Source organism: Sporosarcina pasadenensis, assembly GCF_047228845.1.
Taxonomy (GTDB): domain Bacteria; phylum Bacillota; class Bacilli; order Bacillales_A; family Planococcaceae; genus Sporosarcina.
In genome coordinates this window covers 26693-42750 of the sequence record NZ_JBFEGM010000004.1, presented here as the reverse complement: position 1 = coordinate 42750, position 16058 = coordinate 26693, and the positions used below count along the sequence as shown (strand labels likewise).

At 38.2% G+C, this 16058-nt stretch carries 19 protein-coding genes; 18 read left to right on the top strand and 1 reads right to left on the bottom strand.

What is annotated here, in order from left to right; all coding sequences use genetic code 11:
• The first annotated feature begins 436 nt into the window (after positions 1-436).
• From AB1K89_RS07070 to radC, 13 genes are all read left to right on the top strand, one after another.
• Positions 437-1726 carry a RecT family recombinase gene (locus tag AB1K89_RS07070; protein WP_413054072.1) on the top strand — a complete coding sequence of 430 codons (1290 nt, stop codon included), beginning with the start codon at positions 437-439 and terminating at the stop codon, positions 1724-1726.
• A gap of 2 nt (positions 1727-1728) precedes the next feature.
• Positions 1729-2496, top strand: coding sequence for a hypothetical protein (locus AB1K89_RS07065; RefSeq protein WP_413054071.1), 768 nt, complete (start codon positions 1729-1731; stop codon positions 2494-2496).
• Between the two features lie 73 nt (positions 2497-2569).
• Positions 2570-3064 (top strand): single-stranded DNA-binding protein, encoded by a 495-nt coding sequence (locus tag AB1K89_RS07060; RefSeq protein ID WP_413054070.1) that lies wholly within the window; start codon positions 2570-2572, stop codon positions 3062-3064.
• A gap of 66 nt (positions 3065-3130) precedes the next feature.
• Positions 3131-3835, top strand: coding sequence for a RecB family exonuclease (locus AB1K89_RS07055; RefSeq protein ID WP_413054069.1), 705 nt, complete (start codon positions 3131-3133; stop codon positions 3833-3835).
• A 319-nt stretch (positions 3836-4154) separates the two neighbouring features.
• Entirely contained in the window at positions 4155-4481 is a 327-nt protein-coding gene (locus AB1K89_RS07050; RefSeq protein ID WP_413054068.1) for a hypothetical protein, read from the top strand.
• 259 nt (positions 4482-4740) lie between these two features.
• Positions 4741-5688, top strand: coding sequence for a hypothetical protein (locus AB1K89_RS07045; RefSeq protein WP_413054067.1), 948 nt, complete (start codon positions 4741-4743; stop codon positions 5686-5688).
• A gap of 21 nt (positions 5689-5709) precedes the next feature.
• Positions 5710-6540: a BOD1/SHG1 domain-containing protein gene (locus AB1K89_RS07040; protein ID WP_413054066.1), complete on the top strand. Its 831-nt coding sequence runs from the start codon at positions 5710-5712 to the stop codon at positions 6538-6540.
• 30 nt (positions 6541-6570) lie between these two features.
• The gene (locus AB1K89_RS07035) at positions 6571-6975 is read left to right on the top strand and encodes a YolD-like family protein (RefSeq protein WP_413054065.1); all 405 of its coding nucleotides are present in this window, start codon (positions 6571-6573) and stop codon (positions 6973-6975) included.
• A gap of 86 nt (positions 6976-7061) precedes the next feature.
• Complete coding sequence (locus tag AB1K89_RS07030) at positions 7062-8105, top strand: MBL fold metallo-hydrolase (protein ID WP_413054064.1); 1044 nt, start codon at positions 7062-7064, stop codon at positions 8103-8105.
• Entirely contained in the window at positions 8102-8344 is a 243-nt protein-coding gene (locus AB1K89_RS07025; RefSeq protein WP_413054063.1) for a DUF3006 domain-containing protein, read from the top strand. Before AB1K89_RS07030 ends, AB1K89_RS07025 begins: the two co-directional genes overlap by 4 nt.
• 424 nt (positions 8345-8768) lie before the next feature.
• Positions 8769-9017: a glycosyltransferase family 32 protein gene (locus AB1K89_RS07020; RefSeq protein WP_413054062.1), complete on the top strand. Its 249-nt coding sequence runs from the start codon at positions 8769-8771 to the stop codon at positions 9015-9017.
• A gap of 14 nt (positions 9018-9031) precedes the next feature.
• The gene (locus AB1K89_RS07015; protein ID WP_413054061.1) at positions 9032-9394 is read left to right on the top strand and encodes a hypothetical protein; all 363 of its coding nucleotides are present in this window, start codon (positions 9032-9034) and stop codon (positions 9392-9394) included.
• A gap of 119 nt (positions 9395-9513) precedes the next feature.
• Complete coding sequence (radC, locus tag AB1K89_RS07010; RefSeq protein ID WP_413054060.1) at positions 9514-10176, top strand: RadC family protein; 663 nt, start codon at positions 9514-9516, stop codon at positions 10174-10176.
• Positions 10177-10242: 66 nt separating this feature from the next.
• On the opposite strand, the gene AB1K89_RS07005 is transcribed toward radC, so the two are convergent.
• Positions 10243-10680, bottom strand: a complete 438-nt coding sequence (locus AB1K89_RS07005) for a hypothetical protein (protein WP_413054059.1) — start codon at positions 10678-10680, stop codon at positions 10243-10245.
• Positions 10681-11039: 359 nt separating this feature from the next.
• Here AB1K89_RS07005 and AB1K89_RS07000 point away from each other — a divergent pair, with 359 nt between their 5' ends.
• The 5 genes from AB1K89_RS07000 to AB1K89_RS06980 all read left to right on the top strand — a co-directional run bounded on the left by AB1K89_RS07000 (position 11040) and on the right by AB1K89_RS06980 (position 15898).
• On the top strand, positions 11040-12164 hold the full coding sequence (locus AB1K89_RS07000) for a DNA cytosine methyltransferase (RefSeq protein WP_413054058.1): 1125 nt from the start codon (positions 11040-11042) through the stop codon (positions 12162-12164).
• A 53-nt stretch (positions 12165-12217) separates the two neighbouring features.
• Positions 12218-12967: a PmeII family type II restriction endonuclease gene (locus tag AB1K89_RS06995; protein WP_413054057.1), complete on the top strand. Its 750-nt coding sequence runs from the start codon at positions 12218-12220 to the stop codon at positions 12965-12967.
• Between the two features lie 28 nt (positions 12968-12995).
• Positions 12996-13574 (top strand): hypothetical protein, encoded by a 579-nt coding sequence (locus AB1K89_RS06990; protein WP_413054056.1) that lies wholly within the window; start codon positions 12996-12998, stop codon positions 13572-13574.
• A gap of 738 nt (positions 13575-14312) precedes the next feature.
• Positions 14313-15032, top strand: coding sequence for an HNH endonuclease (locus AB1K89_RS06985; protein WP_413054055.1), 720 nt, complete (start codon positions 14313-14315; stop codon positions 15030-15032).
• Positions 15033-15223: 191 nt separating this feature from the next.
• Complete coding sequence (locus tag AB1K89_RS06980; RefSeq protein ID WP_413054054.1) at positions 15224-15898, top strand: hypothetical protein; 675 nt, start codon at positions 15224-15226, stop codon at positions 15896-15898.
• Positions 15899-16058: the final 160 nt, after the last annotated feature.

The window sequence follows — 16058 nt, the reverse complement described above, 5'->3', positions numbered from 1 at the left end:
ATAGTGTAGCCCTCGTTGGATTTGCTATCGTTTTTTTAACTGGATATAATGTAGACATATATTATTAGTTTTTACGTCACCAATTTCCAGGTGAAAGTCGTTAAACCTTGCTTTGTTTAAGGAGATGCGGCATAATTTTTTTGTATTCGAGTTTTTATATCAATTGAAAACTCGGGCAGACGTCTTGCGTCAAAAATAGATATACACCATTTGATATTTACGCATTAATTGCGTGATATATATTTAAAAAGCCGATTGATTCCATTTTGGAAGAGATCGGTTTTTTGTTAAAAAAATCAGAAGGGGTGCTGCGTAAAAAACATGAAAACAAAATAGCTTCGTTTTCTATCGAAATGGTTTATTAAAAGTCGATTGATCCCTTACGGGTGATTTCGGCTTTTTTTATTTTCTAAAACTATAAAAGGAGATGGTTGAAATGGAAAAAGTGTTGTCGTTTACAAATGAGCAGAAATCATTGATTTGGAGCAGGTTTGTTCAGCCGACAAATGGGACGCAAGAAGAGGCGAACCACTATATTGAAGTGTGCGAGACCTTTGGATTAAATCCTTTGCTTGGTGATATTGTGTTCCAACGGTATGAAACTAAAAACGGTCCCGTGACTAGCTTCATCACTACGAGAGATGGCCTTCTACGTGTTGCAACCACCCAAGATGGATATGTCGGACCGCCCGTTGCCAATGTCGTTCGGGAAGGAGATAAGTTTGAGTTTATTCCATCTGAAGGCACCGTGCGCCACGAGTTCGGTCAGAAGCGGGGCCAGATCCTTGGCGCTTATGCAGTCATGCATCATAAGCGATTCAGACCGGTAGCCGTGTTTGTCGACTTCCAGGAATATTTTCAAGCCAACTCCGGGGAGTTGAATAACCGATATGGCAATAAAAATGTGTGGGATAGGATGCCTTCCGCGATGATCCAGAAGATTGCCGAGGTCTTCGTGCTACGTCGTCAATTCCCGTTGGGTGGTTTGTACACCCGTGAGGAAATGTCTCTTGAAGAGGGTGATAACGGAAATGGCGGAAACATGGATGTACCTATGAATTCTTCTTCAGCCCCTAAAAAGCAGAGCAATAGTCAAGATGATCAACAGGCTGCCGAGGCAACTGCTCAGCAATCGAAGGACCAAAATGTTGAGGGGATATTCATTCTCCAAAGTTTTGAAAAAGGAGTAAGTCCACAAAATGTTCAATTTGCAAAATTGAATGTCATGGATAAAGAGAGCAAAGAAGTGAGCCTAGTTCTGGTTAAAGGCAATCAGGAAATGATCGAATCACTCAGCCAAGTACCGATGGGCGAAGAGTTATCTATGGTCATCAAAAAAGAGAGTGGTTTCAATTTCCTTGTAGAGTTCACTTCTATCCAGAATAACGAGAACCCTGCACAATCTGAATCTGAAATGCAAACGGGTCAAAAAGATATTGCTCAAGAACCTGTTCATCAGGAAAAAGAAACAGCTTCCGAATCATTAGATACGTTCATCATGGAAAAGTACGAGCAAGGTACGACACCAGCCGGCATTTCCTTCGCGAAGATGTATGTGAAGAATGTCGCCAGTAATGCTCAAACGATGGTTTTCGCTCAAGGAAAAGAGGCTGTTCAACAAACGAAACATCTATCCGTCGGCGAGAAGTTCACCATGAAGACTCGTACAGAAAACGGATTTACGTTCTTCGAGAAGTTGGGGGATGCAGACAAGGGGGTGGCATAATCATGCTACCTGAAATCCTAAAAATTGCAGAGGGATATGGTGTTACCTTCAATCAGCGTACGTATGGAAAAAAGGAAACGCTATGCAAATGCGTATTTTGTGAAGAGGACTCCAAACCGGGCAAAGGACATAAATTCTATTTGTCCTTGAACACACAGGACCAACTATATAAATGTTGGTTCTGTGGTACTTCCGGTGGTGTATTGGACTTTGAAACGAAGCTATCCGGTCTTCCATTTGACGATATACGTAAGAAGTATTTCGGAACAAGGATGAAAAAACTCCATCCGGCTGAAAGGTTGAATGCTCGACAACTCCGTACAATTGGCTGGGCTGAATATAAACGGAAAAATCGGGCTGAGTTCAAAAAGAACAGGGAATCGGTTCTTCGAGATTGGAAGAGATATGAACACGAACAGCTGGTAAAGCACTACGCCATGTTCATTGTTGTCGCACATATCGAAAATCAGGAGGAACGGCAGGATGAATTGCTTCAATTTGTCATGAAGTCATGTAGAGAAACCCAGATTCATCTACTATTCAACAGAATATTGGCTGAATATGCGAAAGAAGATGCTGAAAGAACAAGCTGGGCGATTGAAGGTACTGAAATAGGTAGGGCGGCATGGAGAGTCTCATTGTCCACTTTTGACTTTGAAATGGAGAAAGTCGTAATTAACGTGACGTTTCTCTATTACATGTTGAAAATGAAAAACCTGCATTGTAAAAGAAATTCGGTGACAATCGATAAAGTGTCGCTAGCCAATTAAAAATATCCGTCACCCTTTACGGATGAGAAATAGGGTCATGGCTGAAACGCAGTCATGAGAAAAGGAGAACAATATGAATAACGTGAGTTTGGTAGGTCGTCTGACGAAAGACCCGGAAATCAAATATACGCACAGTGGTGTAGCTGTGTGTAATTTCACGCTTGCAGTGAACCGTCCGTTTAAAAATGCCAATGGAGAAAACGAAGCGGATTTCATCATGGTTCAGGTCTGGAGGAAGGCCGCTGAAAATGCAGCGAACTATCTTAAGAAGGGAAGTCAAGCTGCGGTGAACGGTCGCATTAATACTCGCCATTATGAAAACGACAAAGGAGACAGAGTGTATGTTACGGAGGTTGTCGCTGACTTTGTACAATTCCTTGACCCGAAATCTCAAGGACAGGGAAATCAGCAGGGACAGCAGAACTACCAGCAGCCACAAGGGCAGGGGGGCTTCCAACAGCAACCGAATCCCTATGCTGGTAACACAAACACTCATGGTCAACGTGCCAATCAATATGGATCAGTCGGAGGTTCATTTGAAGTGAAGGATGAGGATCTGCCGTTCTGATTAATAAAGATGAAAGGGGATTGGTCAGCCAGTCCTCTTTTTTTAATATAGAAAGGAGAAAGCAGTATGATATTCTCTTTTTCACGATTGAACTTGTATGAAATTTGTCAGTACCGGTTTTATAAAAAATATATTCAGGGATATGTGGAACCGATGACTTACCCGTTAGCGTTGGGTAAGGGGGTTCATAAAGCAATAGAGGATAAAATCAATGGGATTAGTCATACAGAAGCAGTTTTAAACGGAATGATTGAAGCTGATTTTCATCCGGAAGTTACATTGGAGGAGATGTCCGATTTAGTCAGCCGGTCTCCAATTCAAGAAAACATGGGTGCAACAGAGGTACATTTCAAACTTCCGTTATCTGAAGATGAGTCAGCCCCAATGATTCAGGGATATATTGATGTGGTATCTGAAGATGGCAGTAATATAGTGGATTGGAAAACGAACAGGAGTAGATACGATGTTCAAGATAATCACCAAGTCGGTCTTTATGCTTGGGCTATCAGTCAAATGAAGAATCAATCAATGGTTGAAGGAAACTTGTATTTCCTCCGGTTTAGAAAAGCAAGCACATACGTTTTCAAACAAGCTGATATGGAAAAGTCTCGACAATGGGCTTTGGCAGTGGCCAACGAAATCAATTCTAAATGTGAAATTCTAGATATGTTGCCTAAAGAAGCGGAGAATTTATTTCTTTCCACACCTTCCAGTGATTGCCGTCATTGCCCATTTGTGATTGAGTGTTTTCGTAAGTTTAGCGGAATATAAATAGAACCTAAGCAATAGGAAGTAGCTGCAGTTGATAACGCTATCTTGGAGCACCTAAGCCAAACGCATAACGAGGCATGGAAGGGTGACTGACAAATGTTTCATTAATGGTGAATGGTCACGGGAGAATATTACCCGGCAACAATTAGCTTCTATTTTGAAAGTTGTTTTATGATAAATTGCAGAAATAAGTATATACTAAATTAAATTGATGGCTGTAAAAGCGTCCTATCCGTTGTGATATAGGCGCTTTTTTGTTTCTCCATAAAGAAGGACTTACATAACTTCTTGTCGAACTAGATTGATGGGAGGGGATATTATGTTGAATATGGAAAAGAGCGATGTCTTTTGTCTGGTATGTAACCATCAATTCAGCATATGCGACGCGGGAGTAATAGAAGAATGGGAACTTCCGATTTGCGATCCATGCATTGATGACATGTGCACTTTCAAAGTTAAGTATGACGGAAGCGATGATCTGCTAGAATTCTTAACCCAAGAAATTAGAGGGGGTAAATGTCCAGGTTGCTTAAAATCGGCGATTGAATTACAAGGAATCAGATATGGCAGCACGGTTTGGGGTGATGGGCGGTGTAGTGAGTGTAAGCAAGGTTGGAGCTTGGAAATACATATTGAGTTTGTTTGAAAGTGCAAGAAGCGCCCTGTCCATTGGATGAGGGCGCTTTTTTATTTCTTTTTGATTTTTGTGAAAGCTAGAAATATGTCCTTTTATGTAGGCTTTTGTCATGCTATAATGGAAATGCCTTACAACAAAAAAATGACATCAGGAACAACCCCCAATGCCATTTGCTAAATTATTAGTTACCCAATAGCTATTATAATTGATGCAAATTGTATTGTCTATAGCCTAGCGGGTTTTCCTTTTGCTTAAGGGAGGAAATACAATGTCAGTTCATAAAGTAATCTTCAAGAAAAAGGTTGCAAAGGATAGATTAGTACACCATATCGAAAAAGAAAAAATAACTTGCAGCAAAAATAATATAGAAGAAATGTACGTTGCTTTACTAGAAAAAGATAAGACTCTCGTTCAAGAGCTTTTTGATGAATACCAGTATGCGGGAAAAACCTCAGTTAATATATTTGAAATTGCGGGTTTTCCCCAGAAGCTAAACAATAAAAGGAACTTTTTATCCCATATTCAAAAGAAGCTTGGTGTAACTAATATCTTGAACCGGAAACTGTTACCTTCGATTTCTGAAGTACCTCAAATAAACTTAGTTGAGGAAATCAAAAATGGGATAAGAATCCAATGGGTTCATGGAATTAATGTCGAAAACACAGACGGTTATAAAGTTATTTCTAGAATCGATTTAAGGTTCGTCACTACTATTATTACCTTTGGAAGTCCAGTTTTTGTCGAAGTCAGAGCGGGGTATAAAAACTCTGTGACATATATAAATTTGCTTCGTTTTTTAATTTCTAATGATGAGAGTCCGGTAGATTTAACAAGGATTCCACTTACAAAAGTAACAGAAAGAGAAGCTGAAGAAATTGCTGATATTTTAGAAGCGGGTTTATTAGAAGGGGAACATTTGGGGAGTAATGGTATTGGCAAGTATGCAATATCGGCTGATCCCGATACTAAGGATTTAAGAGATCTAGACGAGTATAAAAAAGGGTATATGGGAAAGAAATACCTAGCTCAAACTTTGAATGTGTTTTATGAAGATGCAGAATCGGGTTACAAGACAAACGTTAAGTTTCGCATTAATATGAATGGTGGATTTGAATTCAAATCTAAGGTGAGCGAAAAAATTATAAAGAGGATTTTCGATGTCTTTGCAGAAGTAAGATATAAGCAAGTTTCAAGCGAAAAAGTAAGCAACGAATAAAATTGAAAGGATGAGACTTGGATGAGTGTTAACACCGTGGAAATTGATAAGGTTTTGGAGAGGTTAGCTTTGTCAAACGAAAAACGATTTAATGCCTTCCAAGTTGCATCTTTAGCTAACGAAAGTGATCCATTAGAAGTAAATGAATATCTCCTTTATAAAAGTGAAGGCAAGTTTGGTGCTTTGACAGCTAAAATAGAGACTCTTTGCGTTAACAATCATCCAGACAAACATTTCGAGTTAGGAACAGTTTTGCCCAACTACGAAGTTGAATGCAGAATTTGCGATAGCGAGTATGTTCCGGATTTGGAGTTTGCCCATCTAGTTTTTTATTTCAGAGAGGTATATAAGCAAGAGATTGAAAAAAAAAACGATGAAATTCAAAATGAATCTGGTAAAGATGTCTTGGTGCCTCCCATGGATGAGTTTATGACTCTTGCTAGATTACTACAATCCCAGCAATTATGCATTGTGAATGGAGGAATACATTTTATGAATGGTGAAAAGTTTTCTTTTAACAATGTTAATAATCCTGTTAACAGTGCTGTTAGTTTTGGGGACGAATCCCCAAACACCGTAATAAATGTGTATAAACAGGATGTTGAAAACGTAACGAACGATCTCCTTGCCTTGATTGAATCAGAAATAAGTGACAGTAAAGTAAAAAACGAGTTACGGGAATTGATTGAAGGAGCGGCATTGGAGAGTGGGTCAAAGGAACCGAAGCCTGCTATTCTGAGGACTTTAATTGATGGTACCAAGGGGATTATGACGACTATTGTTAAATCTCCTGCATTGCTTGATGCGTATGAGAAATGGGTGCAATTTCTGCAAGATCCACCTACACTATAAGATAGCGCCTTTACGAAGGCGCTTTTTTATTTGTCTTTACATACGAACAAACATTCTTTACACTGTATGAAAAGAGGAGATGATCGTGTAATGGAAGTGAAAGGCGATATCAAGGACCGCGGCCGTATCAAGTGGACGGCGATGATGCTACCAGAACACTTGGCCGAACTAAGAGACTGGCACGCCGAAGACAGTCAAACGGATCGGCCGGAACTTACTGAATGGGATTTGACGGCCATCCAGGAAGAAATCGAAATAGCATATAAGAGAAAATGCCAAACTCTCATTAAAACATGGAGAGACGGTTGTATAATCGAGAACCAAGGAATTGTTGAAGTAATTGACCTACATAACAAAGCCATCATATTAGCAGACCCTTTTGGAGATCTTAGAATCTCAATCGAACACATTATATCTGTACAATGCATCGACTGACCACTCTTCGAAGTGGTCTTTTTTTTGTGAAAATAAGAAGGGCTTTAGCATTCAGTGTCGAATGTAGGCACTAGGAGGGTGATAATATGAAGGAAATGAAAATGAAAAGGTTTTTTTCAGTATTAATGGCGTTTGCATTGATTGGTGGCTTTATGCCGACAGCGGACGCTGCAGCTATAAAAGAACTGAAAGTACATTTCATTGATGTTGGCCAGGGGGATGCAATCTTAATTGAATCGCCAGTTGGTAAGACGATGCTGGTAGATGGGGGATCGAAATCATCAGGGAAGCATGTAGTTGATTTCCTTAAAGCAAAAGGCATTAAAAAGTTGGACTATGTGGTAGCCACGCACCCGGATGCGGATCATATTGGCGGGTTGATTGAAGTGTTGAATTCATTTAACGTCACCAATTTTATCGATTCCGGATATGTGCACACATCCCAAACGTACTATGAACTTCTTACTTTGATCGACAAGAAGAACATCAAATTTACCATTGCGGAAGAGTTGGACAAAATTGCATTGGATCCTAAAATGGTTATACGAGTTCTTTACGCGGACGAAAATGCGAAAGATAGCAATGATGCATCTATCGTATTGAAAGCTACTTACAACAAAGTGTCATTCCTGTTGATGGGAGATGCAGATACAGCGATCGAGGACTATATTCGTGACAAATACGATGTTTCGGCTACTGTACTCAAAAACGGACACCACGGATCAAACACGAGCAGTTCAGCTGCATTCATCAGTAATGTGAAGCCAAGTGTAGCTATCCTGTCATACGGTAAGAACAATTCTTACGGTCATCCGAACGCGGCAATTGAAGCACGCTTGAAAAATGTAGGCGCTAAGATATACAAAACGGCTGTCGATTGCGACATTACAGTCACGACAGATGGGGTCAAGCATTCTGTGTCCAATAGTTGTGGTAAAACGGCAGAAAAGCCAGCGCCAGCTGCTAAACCTGCTCCAAAGCCTGTGACCAAACCTACGCCAGCAACACAAACTAATTTTCAAAATTGTACGGAGTTGCGCAAAGTATATCCTAAAGGGGTAGGAAAAGACCACCCAGCATACCAAGCTAAAATGGATAGAGATAAAGACGGATGGGCGTGTGAGCGATGACAAATAAATATACACTTGATCGGATCGATGACGGCTTTTATGTATTTTTAAAGCGCGATGATGAAAGCGAACAATTGATAATTCCGTTAGAGGAAGTCAAGGTAAATCTTAATGAAGGAGATATTGTTGAGATTGAAACGAATGAAACCGGATATCGATTCGAGGTTTTAAAAGAAGAGACATCTGATATGAAGGAAAAGGTAAGTAACCTTTTGGAAAAACTAAAGAACAAGAAATGATAAGGGAGGGGGGTGAATGCCTTCCTCTTTTTCATCTATAATCAGCGTTTTACTTAACTGTCAGCCTTGTTGGGACCGATCAATCAGCCCCATCCCTTCCTCTGTTCAGAAGATTTGCGACCTCAATAATGCTTTGCTAAAATGTGTATAACCATTAAGTTTTTAAGTCATCGTTTAGATGAACGTCGTTATACCTTTTAGATATTTTAAAAAGGAGTGCGACAAGAATTATTACCTATGTATTCTCTGTTGAAGAGAAAAGACGGGCTGATGTAACAAGTACATCACAAAATTGCTTTTAAGCATAATCATATGGGATATTTACGCTTTTTAGCGTGATATATATTAAAAGTCGATTGAATCCTTCGGGAAACGATCGACTTTTTTTGTTTTTAGTAAAATTATTGGAAAAGGAGCGATTAAAATGGTTGGAAAACAATTAGAACGTCTTGTTTCTAACGCTAAACAGGGAGGTGTAGAAAAATCATTCGTCTGCTATGTGGATGAAAAGAAGGAAAAGAAATTCCTAGTCTTTAAATTCGGTGGAATTTACCTACTCGATAGCAAAGGGGAAATTGAAAAGCTGAAATCGCTAACCGATATTGAAGACATTTTTCTGTCCATTGAAAAAGGCGATGTAAAAGTGATTGGCAGCGGAAATATCGGAATCTAAAGGAGGATAATGAAATGGTACTTGCAAAGGCAGAGGTCATTGAAAATATGGAAGAGGCAGTTAAGCTAGGAAGGGAAATTGAGCGTGTTGAATCGGCGCTGAAAGCAATGAAAGCCCAGTTAAAGGCGTTCGTTGATATCAATGGACCAGTAGATACAGGTGACGTTATTTGGGATTACACTGTATCGGCATCTTGGCAGTTCGATGAAAAGGGCTTGAAGGAATTGGCCCAGAACATGGTGCTTGAAGGCGTAAACCCTTGGAAAATGCTGAACATCACAGCTTCCAATCTGAAAAAGATGGGATGGGATGATGCAGTGATTGCAAAAATGGGCGAAAAAAAGGAGACAAGAAGATTCTCGTCTCGAAAAAAGTAATTCATTAAAACCTTGTAAAGAGATTATACCATAAAAAGCCTTCCACCGGGCAAGGAAAGAGTGGCACATGAAAGCTTGTGCCGCTCGGCACTTGCTTTGTGTGAGAAAGGATATAGAAAATGACAACGAAAAAATATATAACTTCTGCTCGCGAGGCAGTATCAACTTACAATGCAGTCGGTTCTGAAAGTATTATTGAATTGCAGGACATCCTGGCTGTTTTGATAGGCCCATCTGTAAAACCGGAGTTTACTGGGCGTCTGGCTGCACGAGGTATTCGCGAGTTGGTTGATATGACGGTATCCGAACTGAAAGAAGAAGGCATGACACACAACCAGGCTTTAAGGGTTCATTCAGGCATGTTGATTGCTCGTAAAATGCGTTCGGCTGGAAAAGCAGATTCACGCTACGTTATCCGTTCACCAGAGGATGCAGCAGCTTATATGATGGCTGAGATGACGAATCTGACACAAGAACATTTTGTAGTCATCTTTTTGAATGTGAAGAATGAAGTGCTTCATAAAAAGACCATTTTTATCGGTTCACTAAATTCATCGATAGTACACCCTAGGGAGGTGTACAAGGAAGCAGTGAAACATAGTGCTGCCTCAATAATTTGCTTCCACAACCATCCCAGTGGGAGGCCGGATCCTTCACCTGAAGACATTGAGGTAACGAAGAGATTGGCTAAGGCAGGGAGCGTTATGGGTGTGGAATTGATTGATCATGTAGTAATTGGTGATCATCAATTTATTAGTCTAAAGGAGAAAGGATATTTTTAAAGAATAAAATATAGACGTTCCATTTAGTTTTTGGAACGTCTTTTTATATTAGTGGGTAATCGGGTATTATTTCAAACGAACCAATTGGCCATCTAAAGAAATTCTTTTTCCGTAAGAATTCAACATAAAATAACCTAATTGATCACTATCTATTATTGATGGCTGAAAATATCCGCCTTCATTGTTATTCGGTTCATCAACCCAGTATTCAACGTAAGTACCTTTTCTTATTTCTACTCCCTGCACCATATAGTGACCATTAATTTTTTGAACCAACGTACCTTCAACTAATATATCTAACTTTGTTTTTTCGATTATATTACCGATGGTTACTGCGTGCTTTAGTGCCTCTCTGTACACTTCAAATTTATTTCGTAATTCAGAAGGTAACTCTTTTTCGTTAATTTTAGCAAACAACTCAGTAAAGTACATTTCGTATTTCTGTGCGGCGATAAATAGATCCTCTGCAGCGCCACTTAGTTCTTGTATTTCTTTCTTGTACATAACTTTTCTCCTTTCTATTCGTAACCCATGCTCATATTTCAAATGTATCATATTCCTGAAACTTTAATCTGCTTTAATTACGACACTATCTTGGGGTTAATAAAGAACACATGAAAACACCTAATACATTATATTTCTAAAGGAGATGCGTCTTACAACCAGTATACTTACCTCAAATAATTGAATTAGGAGCAGGTCTGTATCCATGATCGGAAAACAAAAAACCGGTTCTATTCTACGACAATTCCTTTTCATTGGAAGCTGCCATGTAATATTGCTCTTTTGGAAAATTAATTTACTGGACCGAATAAAAAATAAATGCTATAATAAACATATCAAATTTATTAGGTGTGAATTAAATGAATAGAAAAGCAATTTCTTTATTTGCAGGTGCTGGTGGGCTTGATATAGGAATAAAAAGGGCTGGATTTGAAGTGAAACTAGCAGTAGAAATCGAACCAACATACTGCGAAACACTTCAAACGAATTTTCCTAACCTAACTGTAAAACAGGGCAATGTTATGGATTACTCAGGTAAAAGAATATATGAAGAAGCTGGTCTTTCCGTAAACGAGGAGATTGACTTGTTTATTGGGGGAAGTCCATGCCAATCTTTCTCCACAGCAGGTAAGAGACAAGCATTTGAGGATCCTAGAGGTCAGGCTATGCTTAAATTTGCTGATCTAGTACAAGAGGTTCAACCAAAAGTATTTCTGCTCGAAAATGTAAGAGGACTTCTATCCTCTGCCTTGAAACATGTTCCCATCTCGGAGAGAAATGAAAGACCTCTCGAACCTGATGAACAACCCGGTAGTGCATTTAAACATCTACTGAAACACTTTGGAAATTATGAAGTCTCCGTAAGTTTAATAAATGCTGCAGATTATGGAGTTGCTCAAACACGTGAACGAGTGTTTATTGTTGGCGTTCGTAATGATTTAAATACAAAATTCTCTTTTCCCGATGCTACTTACGACAAGAATGGTTCAAGTGGAAAGAAAAAATGGAGGACAGTTAGTGATGTTTTAAATGAGTTGGATATTAAAAAACACAACCATGTTAATTATTCTGCTGACCGTTTAAAATGGATGAAAATGATTCCCCAAGGCGGAGGTAATTGGAGAGACCTTCGAAATTATGGAGAGCATGTTGTAAGAGAGGCTATGGGTGGCGCTTACGAATCAGGTGGGGGTAAAGTAGGCTTTTTTAGACGAGTTGACATTCATAAACCAGCGCCTACTCTGTTAACGTCACCTATGCAAAAAAGCACAAATTTAGGACACCCTTTTGAAGATAGGCCATTAAGCATTGAAGAATATATGGCTATCCAAGAATTTCCGAAAGGTTATTATGTTGCCGGAACTTTAGCACAACAATATACACAAGTTGGAAATGCGGTTCCGGTTCGATTGGCCCAAGTACTAGGTGAAGCTATTATTGAAATGTTAAATAAAAGTTCACAAGAATTATACAAGATATGGTAGTATAGGATATAGGGATTTATCCCTGTATCCTATTTCTTTTGGGGGTGTAATGAATGTTCGACGAACGTATTAGAAAAATAAACGGTACAGATATCACACTTGAAATACAAGACATCTTGATAAAGTACTTAAAAAATGTATTTAAAAACTTGAGAAATCTGCACCTTGACAGCTTAACTCCAAATCCACTTTTAATGAAATTGGTAGGAACAGCTGCCGAACTAAACACTGCTAGTGCATTAGTGGAATACATGATTAATGCAAGACTTGAACGCTCTACAAGTACTGGTTTCGGTATGACCATTCAAAGAATTGCAACTGCCTTTTGTGAAACAACTGGAGTTGGTGGAGCTGACATTTCAATTGTTAAGGAAAATGAACAAGGTGTTCCAGTCCGTTGGTATATACAGATGAAATCTGGACCAAATACCGTCAACAAAGATATCTGTATTCAAATTAGTAGTGAACTTCAATCTGCAGTAAGGCGTGCTCCAGGTTCCGCTGGAATGTTAGGGATTACATACGGGAAAGCCGATCGTGTCAGTGGAATAACTCAACAGTATTTAAGTTTTGATTTTGAAGCAGGACGTAATTTTTGGGAGTTTATTTCGAATGACCCTGAATGTTATAAAAAGCTTTGGTATCTAACGATTTCAATTGCGGAGAATTTCGAAGACCGAGGTGGCATAACACTAAAAGAGCTAATAGAAATGAAGCGTATGGAACTCACCGCCCAATTTGTGGAAAAATACGGTGAATCTGGTGAGAATATGTGGAATAACTTCTTGGAAGAAAATATGTAAAGAAACTTTAACTGGGGGTGCTTTTTAAATGTCGCCTATTATGTACGATGTTGATGGAAAAGTGGTTACACATGGAGATTTACAAGATAAAGGTTCGTGGTGTTCCCATGGGGAAAGAAAGGAAAACATCTTTATAAAAAAATATGGTCTCCAGTTAGGCCAGATTATTAATCCTCAAAAGAAAATAAATAGATATGCTCCTGATCTTGCTAATTGTATAGGTAATGGTTTAGCTGATTTAAAAACACAAAACACTCCATTTTTTACAGCTGGGAAATACAAATACGACCCTCAGTATACGGTTACATTCAACAAAAATGATGCAGACAGATATAGAGTTAATAACCCGGACATAGACATTTATTTTTGGGTTGATTGGATTGCAGTCAGATACTTTAAAGAGAGTACAAACCCAAAGTATGGTGACACGGACATTTCGATTGATTCTATGCATGGGGTTTGGAAAGTATCATTCAAGGATTTAGACGCAATTATTCAAGATTCTCCTCTCCATCAATATCAGCAAAGAGTTAACGATGTTCGAGGGAATGCAAGGGATAGCTATTTAATAGACTTAAATGACAACCGTCTTCAAAGAGTAATTTAAATTTAAATAGAAATAGAAGTGACATTACCTTTGGGATATGAATTGGAGACAGCAATACTACTATCATGTCTCACCCTACATGTCCAGGCAATATCAGTGTCAAAACAGGCAGAACCTAAATGACAATAATCAAGATTGTTGCCCTGCTGTGACTACCCATTGTTTATTTGTCATGAGCATGTGGCAACTTGTAAATTTATAATCCTACGAAAATGTCCCAATTTTCCTGATTCCATAAGACAAATTGGGACATAATCTCGTTATAGTTTTTTTATCTAAAAAGTAAATGAAGAACAAGCACCTTGGAACAATTAGGTGCTTGATTGCTTTCCGCTTTAAATACTTAGGCTATCTCCATTGTGCACAATCTGGTCATACATCCTTGCTATCATTATATAAGAGGAATAATATCCCTCCCAAAAAGGCAGATTATCAAGCTAGAATCGGGGTAGGCGTTTAGATATTAATAACTGCTTGCCCGCCGAATCATGATACACTAATTGATAAACACTTTGGCAATATTCTGCTAGCGACTAGTTTAGAAAATACAACTAAGGGATTTCTTATTTTGATAAAGCTCTGTGAATTAGTATGAATTAGTATAGGGGAAGGCCAGTGGAATATATGAACTAGCATGATGATAATTATTTAAGTCAATTTGCAAAAGGAAAAGTGAATTGCTTTTCCTTTGTAAAAGACTGCTTTAGGTGTAATAAAAAACATTGAGGTGCCGAGAAAATGTCAATTTCTAAAAATGATATTCCACAACTTGAACCAGTAAGACGGGATAGAGAATATAATCTCTACGAAGAAGCTGTTAGGGATAGAGCTGTTTATGAATACCTATTTAATTCAGAGAGCCATCGATGGATTGATGAAAACGTTATGGGGTTTAATCCAGATGAAAGTCGTGGTTACCAGGCTATGGGAATACTACATTTCATGGGTTTGAAAAATGTTCACAAAGGTATTTTTAGTAGAAAGAGCATCCACGAAGCTATACTTATTCTTGAAAAACAGGATTCCGACTTTAGCTTAGTTATTCAATGTCTTTATAGACTTATGAATCAGTTCAAGAAGAGCCAGATGTTAGGAGATATTATTGTTGATGATATCGATTCAGAAAAAGCTGAAGAAGATAGTTATTACAAGGATGGTGCAGTTAAAAAGTATTATGGGAAACGATATGAAAGAAAACCAGAGAATAGAAAAAAAGCAATTGAAATACATGGCGTAAGTTGTATTGCCTGTGGATTCAACTTTGAAGAGGTATATGGAGAAAGAGGGAAGGACTTCATCGAGGTTCATCACCTTAAACCGCTTAGTAGTTTGGACAAAGAGATGAGTATTGATCCAAAGGAAGACCTTGTTCCTGTTTGCTCGAATTGTCACAGGATGATACATAGAAGAAAAGATGATGTGTTAAGTATTGAGGAGTTAAAAGCTTTGATGAAGTAAAAAAACTTTATGTCTTCCGAACTGTGAAGAAATACTACGTAAAGAATCAGACGAGGTTGCGAGATTACTTCATTTTATAACCACTGCCTAAAAGACAGTAAAAAAACATTACGGATAAAGTGGCTTCTATTGGAGGGAACTGGAGAAATAAATAAATTATAATTCTATAATTGAAGGGAGATATTGAGGAAATGACTGGATATAAATTGCCACATTGTTTAATTAAAGTGACAGACCAAAAAATATTTTCAGATGCGCTCGTAGAAAAAGGAGATTTATTCATATCTGCATTAGAAAAGTTTAGTAAATATGACGATGACGGCAAAACAAGAAATGACATTTTGGAAGGTGCTTCACATTTACTGCAAGTAGAAAAATTAAAAGAAGATAAAATTCCTGTTCTTGCCAAAGGGATAGATGGTCATTATTTCGACATCTCGGAACATATGGTGGGAAACTTCATTAGACGCGACATTGATAACAAGGAATACAAAATTTATTCAACGTATGCTTTTAATCCATCAGAACCCGAAATTGATGATAGGATGTTCGAGTTTGGTGAATATCTAACAATAATTTTCGATGTTCCGAAGTTTTTAAAAAAGATCGATGAGAGAGTATCGGAATTAAACAAAGATCGAAATGACTGGGAAAAAGTAAAGTTTTATTTTAGAGAATCAGTGTACGTTGATCCGAATGAATATCACGGAACTTGGAGTAATTTTCTTAAACCGGCTGATTACAAATATCAAAATGAATTTAGGATAATTTTCCACGATCCACTGTTAGAAATTAAAAGTAATTTTCTTGTAGGGGATATATCCGATTTATCAGCCAGTTATTATTACAAAGACATTATAGAATGAATTATGCGCCTTTTTTTAGGCGTTTTTCTTTACCTCCTAAAATTCCTGAATAATTTGATCATTGGTACATGATGGTATTGCATGGTTAAATTCTTGACGTCTAACATTAAAACGGATGTCAAAAGCGATATAATTGCAAGGCTGTAATCACACAAGTATG

Bases quoted from the DNA above. Each gene is read 5' to 3' on its own strand.
- AB1K89_RS07070 (WP_413054072.1), top strand. From the start codon at position 437: ATGGAAAAAGTGTTGTCGTTTACAAATGAGCAGAAATCATTGATTTGG.
- AB1K89_RS07065 (WP_413054071.1), top strand. From the start codon at position 1,729: ATGCTACCTGAAATCCTAAAAATTGCAGAGGGATATGGTGTTACCTTC.
- AB1K89_RS07060 (WP_413054070.1), top strand. From the start codon at position 2,570: ATGAATAACGTGAGTTTGGTAGGTCGTCTGACGAAAGACCCGGAAATC.
- AB1K89_RS07055 (WP_413054069.1), top strand. From the start codon at position 3,131: ATGATATTCTCTTTTTCACGATTGAACTTGTATGAAATTTGTCAGTAC.
- AB1K89_RS07050 (WP_413054068.1), top strand. From the start codon at position 4,155: ATGTTGAATATGGAAAAGAGCGATGTCTTTTGTCTGGTATGTAACCAT.
- AB1K89_RS07045 (WP_413054067.1), top strand. From the start codon at position 4,741: ATGTCAGTTCATAAAGTAATCTTCAAGAAAAAGGTTGCAAAGGATAGA.
- AB1K89_RS07040 (WP_413054066.1), top strand. From the start codon at position 5,710: ATGAGTGTTAACACCGTGGAAATTGATAAGGTTTTGGAGAGGTTAGCT.
- AB1K89_RS07030 (WP_413054064.1), top strand. From the start codon at position 7,062: ATGAAGGAAATGAAAATGAAAAGGTTTTTTTCAGTATTAATGGCGTTT.
- AB1K89_RS07025 (WP_413054063.1), top strand. From the start codon at position 8,102: ATGACAAATAAATATACACTTGATCGGATCGATGACGGCTTTTATGTA.
- AB1K89_RS07020 (WP_413054062.1), top strand. From the start codon at position 8,769: ATGGTTGGAAAACAATTAGAACGTCTTGTTTCTAACGCTAAACAGGGA.
- AB1K89_RS07015 (WP_413054061.1), top strand. From the start codon at position 9,032: ATGGTACTTGCAAAGGCAGAGGTCATTGAAAATATGGAAGAGGCAGTT.
- radC (WP_413054060.1), top strand. From the start codon at position 9,514: ATGACAACGAAAAAATATATAACTTCTGCTCGCGAGGCAGTATCAACT.
- AB1K89_RS07005 (WP_413054059.1), bottom strand. From the start codon at position 10,680: ATGTACAAGAAAGAAATACAAGAACTAAGTGGCGCTGCAGAGGATCTA.
- AB1K89_RS07000 (WP_413054058.1), top strand. From the start codon at position 11,040: ATGAATAGAAAAGCAATTTCTTTATTTGCAGGTGCTGGTGGGCTTGAT.
- AB1K89_RS06995 (WP_413054057.1), top strand. From the start codon at position 12,218: ATGTTCGACGAACGTATTAGAAAAATAAACGGTACAGATATCACACTT.
- AB1K89_RS06990 (WP_413054056.1), top strand. From the start codon at position 12,996: ATGTCGCCTATTATGTACGATGTTGATGGAAAAGTGGTTACACATGGA.
- AB1K89_RS06985 (WP_413054055.1), top strand. From the start codon at position 14,313: ATGTCAATTTCTAAAAATGATATTCCACAACTTGAACCAGTAAGACGG.
- AB1K89_RS06980 (WP_413054054.1), top strand. From the start codon at position 15,224: ATGACTGGATATAAATTGCCACATTGTTTAATTAAAGTGACAGACCAA.